Annotated in this window: 17 protein-coding genes and 1 pseudogene (1 of these 18 cut by a window edge); 3 read left to right on the top strand and 15 right to left on the bottom strand. The window is 31.2% G+C overall.

Going from position 1 to position 12,997, the window contains the following annotated elements:
- The 4 genes and pseudogenes from DZ65_RS0103785 to dcd all read right to left on the bottom strand — a co-directional run bounded on the left by DZ65_RS0103785 (nt 1) and on the right by dcd (nt 2,671).
- Nucleotides 1-690, bottom strand: coding sequence for a suhb (locus DZ65_RS0103785; RefSeq protein ID WP_024791242.1), 690 nt, complete (start codon nt 688-690; stop codon nt 1-3).
- Complete coding sequence (locus DZ65_RS0103780) at nt 687-1,424, bottom strand: thioredoxin fold domain-containing protein (protein WP_024791241.1); 738 nt, start codon at nt 1,422-1,424, stop codon at nt 687-689. Before DZ65_RS0103780 ends, DZ65_RS0103785 begins: the two co-directional genes overlap by 4 nt.
- Nucleotides 1,424-2,109: pseudogene (gene pyrF, locus DZ65_RS09830) on the bottom strand (orotidine-5'-phosphate decarboxylase). Before pyrF ends, DZ65_RS0103780 begins: the two are co-directional and overlap by 1 nt.
- Before the next feature lies 1 nt (nt 2,110).
- Nucleotides 2,111-2,671 carry a dCTP deaminase gene (dcd, locus tag DZ65_RS0103770; protein WP_024791240.1) on the bottom strand — a complete coding sequence of 187 codons (561 nt, stop codon included), beginning with the start codon at nt 2,669-2,671 and terminating at the stop codon, nt 2,111-2,113.
- 76 nt (nt 2,672-2,747) lie between these two features.
- On the opposite strand from dcd, the gene accB reads away from it, so the two are divergent.
- Both accB and DZ65_RS0103760 read left to right on the top strand, forming a co-directional pair.
- Complete coding sequence (accB, locus tag DZ65_RS0103765; protein WP_024791239.1) at nt 2,748-3,194, top strand: acetyl-CoA carboxylase biotin carboxyl carrier protein; 447 nt, start codon at nt 2,748-2,750, stop codon at nt 3,192-3,194.
- The gene (locus tag DZ65_RS0103760; RefSeq protein ID WP_024791238.1) at nt 3,191-4,525 is read left to right on the top strand and encodes an acetyl-CoA carboxylase biotin carboxylase subunit; all 1,335 of its coding nucleotides are present in this window, start codon (nt 3,191-3,193) and stop codon (nt 4,523-4,525) included. Before accB ends, DZ65_RS0103760 begins: the two co-directional genes overlap by 4 nt.
- Here DZ65_RS0103760 and DZ65_RS0103755 read toward each other — a convergent pair.
- Nucleotides 4,509-5,213: a DUF3108 domain-containing protein gene (locus tag DZ65_RS0103755; protein WP_024791237.1), complete on the bottom strand. Its 705-nt coding sequence runs from the start codon at nt 5,211-5,213 to the stop codon at nt 4,509-4,511. The genes DZ65_RS0103760 and DZ65_RS0103755 overlap by 17 nt on opposite strands.
- 37 nt (nt 5,214-5,250) lie before the next feature.
- On the opposite strand from DZ65_RS0103755, the gene DZ65_RS0103750 reads away from it, so the two are divergent.
- A complete protein-coding gene (locus tag DZ65_RS0103750) occupies nt 5,251-6,171 on the top strand; it encodes a D-2-hydroxyacid dehydrogenase (RefSeq protein WP_024791236.1) in 921 nt (306 codons plus the stop codon).
- Here the strand turns inward: DZ65_RS0103750 and DZ65_RS0103745 are convergent.
- From DZ65_RS0103745 to secG, 10 genes are all read right to left on the bottom strand, one after another.
- Nucleotides 6,168-6,965, bottom strand: coding sequence for a mechanosensitive ion channel family protein (locus DZ65_RS0103745; RefSeq protein ID WP_024791235.1), 798 nt, complete (start codon nt 6,963-6,965; stop codon nt 6,168-6,170). The genes DZ65_RS0103750 and DZ65_RS0103745 overlap by 4 nt on opposite strands.
- A 64-nt stretch (nt 6,966-7,029) precedes the next feature.
- Entirely contained in the window at nt 7,030-7,737 is a 708-nt protein-coding gene (locus tag DZ65_RS0103740; protein WP_024791234.1) for a glucosaminidase domain-containing protein, read from the bottom strand.
- Between the two features lie 7 nt (nt 7,738-7,744).
- Nucleotides 7,745-8,317, bottom strand: a complete 573-nt coding sequence (locus DZ65_RS0103735) for a ribonuclease HII (RefSeq protein ID WP_024791233.1) — start codon at nt 8,315-8,317, stop codon at nt 7,745-7,747.
- Complete coding sequence (locus DZ65_RS0103730; RefSeq protein WP_024791232.1) at nt 8,299-9,264, bottom strand: ATP-binding protein; 966 nt, start codon at nt 9,262-9,264, stop codon at nt 8,299-8,301. The genes DZ65_RS0103735 and DZ65_RS0103730 overlap by 19 nt, the downstream gene beginning before the upstream one ends.
- Nucleotides 9,265-9,282: 18 nt before the next feature.
- Nucleotides 9,283-10,323, bottom strand: coding sequence for an MFS transporter (locus DZ65_RS0103725; RefSeq protein ID WP_024791231.1), 1,041 nt, complete (start codon nt 10,321-10,323; stop codon nt 9,283-9,285).
- Nucleotides 10,305-10,706: an HIT family protein gene (locus DZ65_RS0103720; protein ID WP_024787317.1), complete on the bottom strand. Its 402-nt coding sequence runs from the start codon at nt 10,704-10,706 to the stop codon at nt 10,305-10,307. Before DZ65_RS0103720 ends, DZ65_RS0103725 begins: the two co-directional genes overlap by 19 nt.
- On the bottom strand, nt 10,706-11,314 hold the full coding sequence (pyrE, locus tag DZ65_RS0103715; RefSeq protein WP_024787316.1) for an orotate phosphoribosyltransferase: 609 nt from the start codon (nt 11,312-11,314) through the stop codon (nt 10,706-10,708). Before pyrE ends, DZ65_RS0103720 begins: the two co-directional genes overlap by 1 nt.
- A 26-nt stretch (nt 11,315-11,340) precedes the next feature.
- Nucleotides 11,341-11,895, bottom strand: a complete 555-nt coding sequence (gene frr / locus DZ65_RS0103710) for a ribosome recycling factor (RefSeq protein WP_035907071.1) — start codon at nt 11,893-11,895, stop codon at nt 11,341-11,343.
- Nucleotides 11,896-11,906: 11 nt separating this feature from the next.
- Nucleotides 11,907-12,833 carry a polysaccharide deacetylase family protein gene (locus tag DZ65_RS0103705; RefSeq protein WP_024791230.1) on the bottom strand — a complete coding sequence of 309 codons (927 nt, stop codon included), beginning with the start codon at nt 12,831-12,833 and terminating at the stop codon, nt 11,907-11,909.
- On the bottom strand, nt 12,830-12,997 hold the 3' portion of the coding sequence (gene secG / locus DZ65_RS0103700; RefSeq protein ID WP_024789502.1) for a preprotein translocase subunit SecG. 129 nt of this gene lie beyond the right edge of the window; only the last 168 of its 297 coding nucleotides appear in the window; its start codon lies beyond the right edge, outside the window — the gene reads right to left on this strand; its stop codon occupies nt 12,830-12,832. The genes DZ65_RS0103705 and secG overlap by 4 nt, the downstream gene beginning before the upstream one ends.

Raw genomic sequence — 12,997 nt, 5'->3', positions numbered from 1 at the left:
TTATTCCTTTATTATCCTTAGAATTTCTTCTAAATCATTTTTTTTAGGTGCCATTATTATCAAACTCTCCTCAAAATACCAGAAATATTCGCTGTTATAAAATTTTGCGGCGGCAATATCGAATTCCCTTATTTCCCCTTTGTATATTATCGCTTTTGAAAATTCTCCGTAACACAGGGATAAACTGAGTGCACCAGGTGCTCTGAATTTTAAATTATGTTTATTTAATTTTGCGACAATTTCCGGATTTTTGTATGCCTTTTCAAATAAAACGACATCGTGTCTGTAATTTGACTGAAACGGTTTTCTAAATAAATTTTCAAATCTTTTGCCGTTTTTGTCTTTAACAAAATAATCACCGTTACTTAAATTTACAATAACAGCCGCTTCATCTTCAAGATAAACACTGCTTCCAAAATAGGGGATATGGTTTGAGACATTGTAACTTCCGTCAATTGGGTCAATTATAATTCTTTTATCTTTCCCGTTATCTATAAACCCTCTTTCTTCTGAAAAAATATTTCCATAGTGGCTTAATGCCTTTATAAACATTTCTTCTGCCAAAAGGTCTATTTTTAAACTTCTGTCCCCTCCGTATCCTATTCCTTTGGCTTCAAAAATACCTTCTTCTTCGTGAAGGGCCCTTATGATTTTTAAACTTGCGCATAAAGCAGCATCGATAAAACTCATTTTTTACCTTTTATTAAACTCGGCCATTCAATAGAATTAAAATTTTCATCATATACGCTTGGTGTGCCTTTTGCCTGAAGTTCAATTGCCGCTTTTTTTGATTTTTCAAGCTCGCTGTAACATTTGTTGAGTTCTGTTTTTGAAGGTTTATAATTTTTCCATTCATTTCCGCCAAGCAAAGTTTCTTTAAATCTTTTTTGTCTTTCTTTATTTGTTCTTCCTGCTAAAATATAACAGCTCATTGCCCTTGCGTCTTTATGAAACGGCAGAGGGAATAAAATTACGTGAACTCTGTAATTTTTTGCCAGGGTATTTTTTGTTTTCTGTTCCATCATTCTGCAAAATGGACACTCAGGGTCTGTAACAACATACAAATCTTTTTTACCTTTTCCGAAACTGAAAGAAATTCCCTTATTTACTATTTTTTTATTTACCGGAAAATTTGCGCTTAATGTGCTTCCGTTTTTATTGTTTAATATTCTTCCTATAATAGTATATTTTTTATCGGCTGTTATATAAATATTTCCGGCCCCTCTTTTTGTTTGAATATTTATTATATAAAATCCGTCTTTTTTAACTCCTCTGACTTTGATAAGGCCTTTTTTTATATCCTGGGAGAGTCTTGGGTATAAAATACTTGATTTTAAAATGGAATTTAATTCTTTTTGAGGCAACAGTTTATCGCTTGCAAATAGACTTATTGCTACACTTAAACTTAAAAATAATTTTTTCATTATATCTCCTTGATTTTATTTAAAATTTTTTTAACCTTATGTTTAGGGTTTTTATCTTTATAAATCGGTCTTCCCACAACTATAAAATCAACTAAATTGCTTTTGGCAAAATCTATATCGGCAACTCTTTTTTGATCTCCGGCATTTTCTCCGAAAGGTCTTATACCAGGCGTAAGTGTAATAAAATTATTTGAAGTGATGTTTTTAATTTCCCCCAAACACTGCAAACAACGCCGTCAAGCCCGGAATGAAAAGCCGTTTTTGCGAATTCTTTGGCTTTAATGTCAATATCGTTTCCGTATATTTTTTTAAATTCATCGTTTGAAAAACTGGTCAGTGCCGTTACCGCCAAAACCAACGGCCTTTTTTCAAATTTAGAAATTCTTTTCATTACCTCTTTCATTGCTTTTTCACCCGCACTTGCATGAACATTGAACATATCAATCCCGAGTTTTGCGATTTCTTCCGCGCTGTCCGCCATGGTGTTAGGGATATCATAAAGCTTTAAGTCTAAAAACAGGTTAAACCCTAATTTTTTTAATTCTTTTAAAAATTCGTTTCCGTCTCTTATATAGCTTCTAAAACCGACTTTAAGCCAAATATCATTTGCATGTTCGCCAATTTCTTTAGCTAATTTTAAATTTTCTTCTTTACTCGGTAAATCTAAAGCAATACAGAGTTTCATTTTATTTATCCACCTTAGGAAGGGTAATTCCTTTTTGCCCGTGATATTTTCCTTTTTTATCGGCGTAGCTAATTTCGCACATTTCATCATCAGCGCTAAGAAAAATTAATTGTGCAATTCCCTCATTTGCATAAATTTTTGCCGGAAGAGGTGTGGTATTGCTTATTTCTATGGTAATATGTCCTTCCCATTCCGGTTCAATCGGTGTTACATTTACAATTATTCCGCATCTTGCATAAGTGGATTTCCCAACACATACTGCAAGTACATCCCTTGGCATTTTAAAATATTCCACACTCCTGCAAAGTGCAAATGAATTTGGAGGAATAATACAATCTCCTTTAATATTAACTACATTGTTTTCATCAAAATTTTTAGGGTCGACTATAGTGGAATTTATATTTGTAAAAACCATAAATTCATCGCTTACTCTTATATCATATCCGTATGAAGAAACTCCGTAGCTTATAGTGTTTGTGCGAACCTGTTTTTCTTCAAAAGGATTTATCATGCCAAATTCTTTGGCCATTGTCCTAATCCATTTATCAGATTTTACACCCATCGGCATCCTTTATTGAATATTTAAAATTATAACAAATTTATGATATTATTTTAAAAAGGATTAAGGAGTTAATATTATGGATATTAAAACATTAAAAGAAATTGTAAAAATATTTGATAATTCAAAAGCCAATGTTTTGGAACTTGAAAATGAACAATTTAGGATTTTTCTTGATAAATCTGTGAAAGCCGTTCCTGCCCAAACACCCGCACCGGCATTGGTTTTGGAAGACACTCCTAAGGCAGTTCAAAAAGTAGAAGCAAAACCTGAGTGTGAAGAGGAAGGGGAACTTATTGCTTCTCCGATGGTCGGGACTTTTTATCAGGCTCCAAGCCCGGATTCCCCTCCTTATGTAAGAGTGGGCGATAAAATAAAAAAGGGAGATACGCTTTGCATTATAGAAGCTATGAAAATAATGAATGAATTGGAAGCCGAATTTGATTGTGAAATAATTGATATTTTAGTGGAAGACGGCCAACCTGTTGAATTTGACACTCCTCTTTTTAAGGTTAAAAAATTATGAAAAGAATTTTAATAGCAAACAGAGGGGAAATTGCCTTAAGGGCTATCAGGGCTATACATAAATTAAAAAAAGAGGCTGTTTGTGTCTATTCTACGGCCGACAGGGATGCAGTTTATCTTAATTTTGCCGATGGGGGCGTCTGTGTAGGCGGACCAAGAAGCAATGAGAGTTATTTAAACATACCTTCTATAATAAGTGCGGCAGAAATTACCGAATGTGACGCAATTTTCCCCGGATACGGATTTTTGAGTGAAAGTCAGACGTTTGTAGAAATATGCAAAGCCCATAATGTCGCTTTTATAGGTCCGAGTCTTGAAGTTATGGAGCTTATGGCCGATAAATCAAAAGCCAAAGAAGTTATGAAAAAATCCGGTGTTCCCGTAATTCCGGGTAGTGCCGGGGCTGTAAAAGATGTTGAAGCTGCTAAAAAAGTGGCTGCTGAAATAGGATATCCTGTTATTCTCAAAGCGGCAAGCGGCGGAGGCGGAAGAGGAATGAGGGTTGTTGAAAATGAAAGTTATATAGAAAATGCTTTTTTAGCAGCTTCCTCGGAAGCCCAGAGTGCTTTTGGAGACCCAACTATTTATATGGAAAAATATATTGAAAAACCGCGCCATGTTGAAGTTCAGATTTTAGGCGACAAACACGGAAATGTTATTCATTTGGGTGAGCGGGACTGTTCTCTTCAAAGAAGACACCAAAAACTTATAGAAGAATCCCCGGCAGTTATTTTAGATGAAAAAACCAGGAATAAATTACATGAAACGGCTGTAAAAGCCGCTAAAGCTATAGGATATTATTCAGCCGGAACAATTGAATTTTTAGTAGATAAAAATTTAAATTTTTATTTTATGGAAATGAATACAAGGCTTCAGGTAGAACATCCGGTAAGTGAAATGGTAAGCGGAATTGATCTGGTTGAATGGATGATAAGAGTAGAAGAAGGTGAAAAAATACCTGAACAAAAAGATATAAATATAAAAGGGCATTCCCTTGAATGCAGAATTTTGGCCGAAGATCCTGATAAATTTATTCCAAATCCCGGAAAAATTCAAAAGCTTTATATCCCGGGAGGAAAAGATGTAAGGGTTGATACACATATATATGCAGGTTATATTATTCCACAATATTATGACAGTTTAATTGCAAAAGTAATTGTTTTGGGAAAAGACAGAAATGAAGCAATTGAAATTATGAAAGAGGCTCTGAGGGAATTTCAAATAAGCGGTATAAAAACTACAATACCTTTTCATTTAAAAATGCTTGAAAATGAAGATTTTCTAAATAATAACTATGATACTAAATATTTAGAAACTAAGGGACTTGTTTAAAATCAACAAGTTTTCCTTTCAAGTCCCCGATTTTTAATACATTTTTTACAATTCCTTTTAAAGTGACCCAGTTTTTTTGGTTTATAAGTAAATATAAAATTCCTTTATCCCCTGAAAAAACTTTATTATATAAATTTGCTTTTATACAAACGCCTTTACTCTCAAAAATATTTTGTTTACAAAAATTTACATCAACCCTTCCGTCACGCTTTCTTGCCCCTAACGCATAAAATGTATAAATTTTATTTTTGTCTTTGAGATATAACGGCAAATTAAAATAAAGGCTTAAAATATCCTGAGGCGCATAATAATCGAATTTTTCCTTTCCGTCAAATTTGTTATTAAAGTATTTTATCCTTGTAATTGTTTTCTTTTTATGGTCAAACAGATATATTCTTTTATATTCTTTATCCCCCCTTTTTCTGTATGTGATATATTCAAAAGGAATCAGTTTATTATTTTTAATTATTCCTATGCTTGTGTATTTTTGTATCATATGATGCGAAAGTACGGCTGCGAGCCCTTTTGTTTTTACTATTGTCTGAATTTTATAATTTGTTTGATTCTTTTCAAAAAAACCCTGGGCTGTTGCAATTGTACCGAACCAGCCGTATTTTGCCTCGTATGTGGCAGTTAGTGTTTTAGAGTATAATGAAAAGAATAAAAAACATAGTAAAATATATTTCATAATTTGCCTTTTTTAGAAATTATATCAAAGGAAGAAATTGAAAATAGTATTTTTAGATGCATTAACTCTTGGGAGTGTAGATTTTGAAAGGTTTAAAGAATTCGGTGAGGTTGAAATTTATCAGACTACAGATAAAGATGAAACAATAGATAGGATTAAAAATGCTGATATAGTTGTAACTAATAAAGTTGTAATTGATAAAAGTGTTTTAGATAATGCAAAAAGATTAAAATTTATTCAAATTGCGGCAACGAGTATGAATAATGTGGATTTAGAATATGCCAAAGCTAAGGGGATAATTGTAAAGAATGTAGCGGAATATTCCACAAATGCGGTTGTTCAGCATACTTTTGCTGTTGTGTTGGGGCTAATAAACAAAATTTGTTATTTTGATAAATATGTAAGGAAAGAATATCCAAATTCAAAAATATTTACCCATATTCAAAACTGGTTTGAAATAAAAGGAAAAAAATGGGGAATCATAGGACTTGGTGAAATAGGAAAAAATGTTGCAAGAGCGGCTGAATGTTTCGGGGCCAAGGTTGTGTATTATTCAACAAGCGGGAAAAACAGTTCAAAAGAATTTAAAAGAGTTGGACTTGAAGAGCTTCTTAAAACTTCAGGAATAATAACAATCCATGCGCCTTTAAATAAAAATACCAAAAATCTTTTAAATTATGAAAAACTTTCGCTCATGCAAGAAGGAAGTATTTTAGTAAATGTGGGAAGAGGCGGAATAATAAATGAAGATGAGTTGGTAAAAATTTTAAAAGAAAAAAATATTTTTGTCGGTCTGGATGTATTTGAAAAAGAACCTGTAAATATTGATAATCCGCTTTTAAAAAGTAAAAAAGTTTTATTAACCCCGCATATGGCCTGGAGCAGCATTGAAGCAAGGGAAAAATTGATGGAAGGAATTTATAAAAATATAGAAAAATTTATAAAAAGCGGAAATTAAAGCGTTTTTTCTATGTGTACATCCATTTGAGGATACGGGATATTAATGCCTTTTTCATCAAATGTTTGTTTTATCGTTTCGAGTAGTTCGCTTCTTACCCCCCAATAATCGTCACTCTTAACCCAAGGTCTTACATTAAAGTTAACACTGCTATCAGCCAATTCTGCAAGAGCCACTGTCGGTGCCGGTTCTTTTAATATTTTAGGATTAGAATTTAAAATTTCTTCGAGTGTAGATTTAGTCAGTTTTAAATCATCTTCATATCCCACGCCTATCACCAAATCAATTCTTCTGATTTTTTCTCTTGAATAATTTATTATATTATTTCCGATTATATTGTTGTTAGGAATTATAATTACTCTGTTATCCCCTGTTTTCATAATAGTGTTGAAAATACCTATTTCATCAACAACGCCAGAAGTTCCGGCCGCTTCAACAAAATCCCCGATTTTAAACGGCCTAAGGAATAAAATCAATACTCCCGCACCGAAATTTGATATATTATCTTTAAGTGCCATACCTACAGCTAAACCTGCACCCGCAATTATTGCTGCAAACGAGGTGGTATCAACCCCTAATGTTCCAAGAGCCGTAATAATTACTAAAATAAGCAGACCGATATATGTTAAATTTCCTAAAAATTTTACCAGTGTAATATCTACTTTTGATTTTTCCAGAAGTTTTTTCACAATATTTGTAATAATTTTCGCAATCCATTTACCGATGATATAAATGGCAATGGCTCCGATGATTTTGATTCCCCACTGCATTGTCAAATTAATGTATTTATCCATTTTATCTCCTTTTTAGGATTTAATAACATTTTAACAAATTTAAATGATATTTAAATGACAAAATTTATTTGTCAAATTTTTCCCAGTGATTTTGGATTATCATTTTTTGAAGAAGTTTCACATATTCATCTCTTTTTTGGGAATATAATTCCATTGTAGTTGCAGCTATGAGACCGGTAAATTTTTTATTTTTTAATTTATAAAAATATCTTACATTTCTAAATTCTTTATAAGCCGGGTTTCTGTTTAGATTCAGCATATAGGCTTTTATGGAATCTTCGATGCTTGGAAAAATTTTTAATGAATAGTTTATATCAATGCTACTATATCTGTCTTTTGGAGAAAGGCCATTATTAGAATATTCCCAGTGTCCAAAGAGGTTGTTAGCTAACTTAACAAATCTGCTTTTTCCCCATCCGCTTTCTATTGCAGCCTGGGCCAGGGCGAGTGAAGGGGGTATTGTGTCTATTTTTTTTAAAAATTCATCTCTGTTCAGTATATTTTTTATTTTGTATTTTTTGGCCTCTTTAGCCAAAAAAGCAATTTTTTCCGGTTTTAATAAAAAGGCCGGGTCGTTAAATATTTTTATAATTTTTTTTCTTAAATTTAATATATTTTTGTTTTCTGTTTGAATTAAAGGCAGCATTATTTCCACAAATGCTTTTTTTTGCTCGTTAATATTTCTGATATTATAATACCAGTCCGGGAAAGCTGCGTTTAAAACAGTGAAAAGTAAAAAATTAAAAATTAAAAGTGAAATAATTTTTTTCATTGTACTCCTAAAAAAGTGTTTTCTCTAATGCTTTTAATTTATAGCTGATTCTGTGAATATCGCTAAATCCGAATTTTTTAATTTCTTCAATATGCTCCTTCGTTATATATCCTTTATGTTTGGCGAGATTATATTCGGGATATTTATCGGCAATTTTTATCATGTATCTGTCTCTGCTTACTTTTGCCAAAATACTTGCTGCGCCTATTTCTTTAATTTTAAAATCCCCTTTTATTATAGTTTCTATTTGCTTAACCCCAAAATTACTGTTTCCGTCAAACAGGTATTTGTCCGCTTTAATTTTTTCTTTTATTTCTTTTAATGCAAAATTGATGGCAAAAGAAAGCCCTTTTTTATCTATTGTTTTATTGTCAATCCATACAATATGATAGATACTGGTTTCTTTTATTATTTCAAATAGTTCATCTCTTTTTTTAGAGGTTAATTTTTTTGAATCTGTTAACTCTTTATACCATTTTTCACTTTTTACTTTACATTTTTCACTTATTAAGCATCCAGCCACAACTAAAGGCCCTGCAATAGGTCCGCGTCCAGCCTCGTCTATTCCGCAAATCTCCATTGCCAAAACGGCTTTACCTCCACTTCAAAATTTTTATGTTTTATTTCAAGTTCGTTTGAAATTGTAATGATTTCAATTTTTTTTACATCGTTTACTTTGTTTAGTTTTTCCAAAATTGTGTTTTCATCTGCAAAAGGCATTATAAGTATTCCCATCTCTTTTTGAGGTAAATAAAAATTAAGGGTATCTTTATAATAAATTTCTTTTTCATTTAATTCAAGAAAAACCATATTTTCAAATTTATGGGAAAAATTTTTTTTATTAGTTAAAATATTTCTGAAGGCAAAATTATAAGCAAAAAATTTTTTAGGTGATTTCGGTGCCTTATATTTTTCAACTTCATAAATAACCCTGTTTTTAATCAATTCATTTGTTGTTTTATAAAAACTGTCTTTACTTATTTTTATTCTTTTTTTTAAAATCTGAAATATTTGATAAAGAGTCAGTTTTTCTCCGATATGGGCAAAAAAGAATTTTAAAATTTCTTTATTAAAAGGCAGTAGGTCAAACACATCTTTTAAATATTCTTCTTTAAAATAATCTTCTACAAAAGCGTTTTTTGCAAAATTCCCGTATTTTAAAAATTTATCAAATGTGTTTGTCGGGGAATTTGATTTTTCAAAAGCGAAAAATTCTTCAAAATCAAGCGCTTTTAATTCTATTTTTTTAAAATTTTCAATTTCAATATTTTCAGAGCTTGTTATAAAAACTGTTTTATCAGCAGGAATTTTTACCGAAAAATCGAAATTTTCAAAAATAATTAAATCGGATGTTAATTCAAAGTTTTTTTCCCTGTAATCAGAGAAATCATAATATTTCCAGCTACCTTTAAATTTTTTTAAAAAATTAAAAATCAAAAATGTTTTTCCAACCCCTTTAGGGCCGGTAATTAATGTGTTTTCATAATTTAATTTTATTTTTCTGTCATATATTTTTTTGGGAAACATAAAAACCTTTTTGCTTAATTATAGCATAATTAAAAATCCCGCCATTGCTATCAGGCTTTCGTATAAATAAAGATTTTCCCCGTATAAAATTCCTGATATGACACTTCCTAAAAATGCGGCAAACCCGTAACCGATTCCTGCATAAAACTGCTGGGCAAGTGTTTTGTTTTTATAAATTCCAAAAAGATACAACATAGCAGATGTATGGAATATAGCAAAAGAAAAAGCATGAAGCAGCTGCGAAAGAGCTATTAACATTATATTGCCGGCAAACAAATATAGCATCAGCCATCTGATTGATGTTAAAAATATTGAAATTTTAATCCAAAAGAGAGGGGGGTGTTTTTTTATAAATTTATGTTGAATCAGAAAAATTAAAATTTCAGCAATTACCCCTATAGCCCAAAGCCATCCGTTTATTTCTTTTGGAATGTTGTGATTTAAATTATAAATTGTAAAAAAATTATAAAATCCCCCGAAACTAATCTGCATTAATATTAAAGCAAACCAGAATTTCCATGCAATAAAAAAATTTATCGGTCTGGTTTCTTTTTTTACATATTTGTCTTCCAAAAAATATAAAGCTGTAATATTGGTAAATATCATCAAAATAATAAAAATATAAATGAAATTTATTTTAAAATATGAAAATATAATCCCAAACAGCATAAATCCTATACTTCCATACACTCTCGCTCTGCCGTAATTTTCTTTCAATTTTTCAACTGCAATTGTTTCAATATAAGGAAATATTATACTAAAGCATGCCCCTATCAGAAAAAAAGCGAAAGAAATTAAATAAAAATTTTTATTGATAAGTAAAAATGAAGCAAATATTGAAAATGTAAGCGCCGATAAAAATATTTTTTTATTTATTGTAAGTTTAAAAAACAAAAAAGGAGTTAAAAATCTGGCAATTGGAAGCATGGAAAAAAGAATTCCTATTTGAGCCGGTGTAAAATAAGCTGAATACATTTTTGGCATAAAAATTACATAATCACCGATTAATGCAAAAAAGAGGAAATAATATAAACTAAGGGCTATAAATTCTCTAAGCACGCTTTTATTGCTTTTTTATATCTGTTTTTATCAAACTCTGGATATGTAAAATTTCTTACTTTTTTACAAAAAGTGCTTGCCGGCCACCATGGGTCATTTATATATCTCGGCATTATGTGAAAATGGAGGTGGGGAACCATATTTCCGAATTCAGCAATATTTATTTTATCAGGATTAAGCAGTTTTATCATTGTTTTTTCAATATTTTTGACAGACTGCATTATTTGTATTATTTCTTTATCTTCCAAATCGCTGAATTCTTTTATATGTTTTTGTGTAATGATTCTAATGTAGCCAGGAATTTCATTAATCAAAATAACCCTAAAAAGGGTATTCTGAAAAATTATATTTTCATTTTCCGGATTACACAAAGGGCAGTTCACTAATTTCCTCTGCTGCCGGGTTTAACCGGTTTGCTTCCTGTTTTGCACATTGGGCAGTTTTCCGGTTCATAAACTTCAAAATCAAAGTCTTCTAAAGCAAAAAAAGGTTTGTTTTGGGGTAATTTACATTCCGGTTTTCTCTCGGTTTTTCCATTAACCCTTTTACAAACGCCTCTGTTGGCAATTGCCCCAAATCCTACTACCCTGCCGCCTCTTTTTTCAATTTCTCTTGCCGCTTCCATTGCGGATCCGCCGGTTGTAATAATGTCTTCACAGATTAATACTTTCTCATTTTCCTTTACTTCAAATCCTCTTCTTAAAGTCATTTTACCGTTAACTCTTTCGGTAAAAATAAATCTGACATCAAGAGCCCTTGCCAGTTCGTATCCGGCAAGCAGCCCCCCGATAGCCGGAGAACATACAGTATCTACTTTAACTCCGGCTTCAATTATTTTTTTTGCAAGTTCTTTTGCCAAAGTCTCGGCAACTTCTGGATATTCCAAAACTCTCGCGCTTTGAAGGTAATATTCGCTGTGTTTTCCGCTGCTTAAAAGAAAATGGCCTTTTAATAAAGCGGCGTGTTTTTCATAAATATCTTTTACATTCATTTTTTTATTTCCCATTTTCCATTAAATTATACTTTCATTACTTCATCAATTTTTTTATTTACTGTTTCATCAACTTTATTAACAAAACTATCGGTTATTTCCTGAACTTTATCGAGTCCTTTTCTTTCTTCATCTTCTGTTATTTCTTTGTCTTTAAACATTTTTTTGATTTTATCATTGGCTTCGCGTCTTACGTTTCTAATAGCGATTTTTGCTTTTTCTGCAAACTCTTTTGCTTTTTTGGCCTGTTTTTTTCTCTCTTCTTCTGTCATTGGAGGAAAGTACATTTTGATAACTTCTCCGTCATTGTTAGGATTTGCTCCAACATTGGCTTCTTGAATGGCTTTTTCTATATCTTTCATAATAGATTTGTCCCAAGGCTGAATTACAATGGTTGTTGCATCCACGGCATTTACGTTTGCAACCTGATTTAGTGGAGTTGGCGTTCCGTAATATTCAACTTTCACCCCGTCAAGAACATGAATAGAAACTTTTCCGGTTCTTAGTGTATTTAAATCTTTTTTTAATACATCTATACTTTTTTGCATATGCTCTTTGGCAAATTTAAAAACTTCTTCCATTTTTATCCTCCTTAATATTTTATTATCATTCTTGAAAAGATTTTATAATTATACCTTATGATAATCCTGTTTCTGAATCTTTTGAGCTTAAAATTCGGATGAAAACAGAATTTATTATTTTTAATTTTTATATGGTATTTCCAGCCGAAATCTGTTAAATAGATATTTATATATGGAATTTTATTTATCAGTTTTCCCGAAATTTCAGTAATTGAATTTTTATTTCTTTTAATTATCAAATTTTTTATATGGAGTCTTTTGAGCTTTAGTTTTTCTGCTATATTTACTTTTCCTGTCAGTGCGATTCTGTCCAAATCGTCAATCGGAGTGGTTAAATCAATTGCTCCGGGATTTTGATTTGCAATAACCTTAAAATATTTTGAAATTATTTTTTTTACCCTCTTGTCATATTCTCCATACGGATATGCATACATGTCGGGAACGTAACCGATTCTTTTTTTAAATAAATTAATAGCCTTAAGCGTATCCTGGTTTATTTCTTTATCGCTAAGTTTTGGCAGATGCGGATGAGCGTAGCTGTGGACTCCAAGTTCACCGTATTTTGCACATTCTTTTACCATTTTCCATGTCATAAAATCTCCCCATTTACCTTCAGTTGCCTTTGTATATACAAAAAGGGTAAAAGGAATATGGTATTTTTTAAATAAAGGCAGGCCGTTTTTATAAAAACTTTTATAATTGTCATCTATGGTAAAAACAACATAATTATCAATATTTTCTCTGTTTTCTATTTTTTTTACAAGGGCTGAGAGTTTAACAGCTTTGTAATTATTATTTTTTATATATTTTAAATATTTCTCAAGTTCTTTTGTTGAGGTGTTTGTATATGAATGTCTGGGGTCATTTATTCTGTGAAGTACAAAAATATGGGCTTGGGCGAAAAGAAAAATAGGTAGAAAAAAAAGAAAAAATTTCATTTTACAGGAGCGGGAGGAACAGGGGTTGATTTTGGAAGTTTAACTTCACTTACAACAGAAGTGTTTGCTTGTTTATTATACAAATATGTCAGTGTTAAAGTATTTAATACAAATAAAAATCCTAAAATTATTGTTGCTTTTGCCAAAAAGTTCATAGGACCTTT

This window comes from Lebetimonas sp. JS032, from assembly GCF_000523315.1.
Lineage (GTDB): Bacteria > Campylobacterota > Campylobacteria > Campylobacterales > Nautiliaceae > Lebetimonas.
The sequence above is the reverse complement of the archived record's forward strand: the minus strand, read 5'-3'. Positions and strand labels throughout refer to the sequence as shown.

What these genes read in the sequence shown, in the direction of transcription:
- DZ65_RS0103730 (WP_024791232.1), bottom strand. Translation starts at nt 9,264, where the DNA reads ATGTTTCCCAAAAAAATATATGACAGAAAAATAAAATTAAATTATGAA.
- dcd (WP_024791240.1), bottom strand. Translation starts at nt 2,671, where the DNA reads ATGGGTGTAAAATCTGATAAATGGATTAGGACAATGGCCAAAGAATTT.
- accB (WP_024791239.1), top strand. Translation starts at nt 2,748, where the DNA reads ATGGATATTAAAACATTAAAAGAAATTGTAAAAATATTTGATAATTCA.
- pyrE (WP_024787316.1), bottom strand. Translation starts at nt 11,314, where the DNA reads ATGAATGTAAAAGATATTTATGAAAAACACGCCGCTTTATTAAAAGGC.
- DZ65_RS0103760 (WP_024791238.1), top strand. Translation starts at nt 3,191, where the DNA reads ATGAAAAGAATTTTAATAGCAAACAGAGGGGAAATTGCCTTAAGGGCT.
- frr (WP_035907071.1), bottom strand. Translation starts at nt 11,895, where the DNA reads ATGGAAGAAGTTTTTAAATTTGCCAAAGAGCATATGCAAAAAAGTATA.
- DZ65_RS0103785 (WP_024791242.1), bottom strand. Translation starts at nt 690, where the DNA reads ATGAGTTTTATCGATGCTGCTTTATGCGCAAGTTTAAAAATCATAAGG.
- DZ65_RS0103735 (WP_024791233.1), bottom strand. Translation starts at nt 8,317, where the DNA reads ATGGAGATTTGCGGAATAGACGAGGCTGGACGCGGACCTATTGCAGGG.
- DZ65_RS0103740 (WP_024791234.1), bottom strand. Translation starts at nt 7,737, where the DNA reads ATGAAAAAAATTATTTCACTTTTAATTTTTAATTTTTTACTTTTCACT.
- DZ65_RS0103705 (WP_024791230.1), bottom strand. Translation starts at nt 12,833, where the DNA reads ATGAAATTTTTTCTTTTTTTTCTACCTATTTTTCTTTTCGCCCAAGCC.
- DZ65_RS0103780 (WP_024791241.1), bottom strand. Translation starts at nt 1,424, where the DNA reads ATGAAAAAATTATTTTTAAGTTTAAGTGTAGCAATAAGTCTATTTGCA.
- DZ65_RS0103755 (WP_024791237.1), bottom strand. Translation starts at nt 5,213, where the DNA reads ATGAAATATATTTTACTATGTTTTTTATTCTTTTCATTATACTCTAAA.
- DZ65_RS0103745 (WP_024791235.1), bottom strand. Translation starts at nt 6,965, where the DNA reads ATGGATAAATACATTAATTTGACAATGCAGTGGGGAATCAAAATCATC.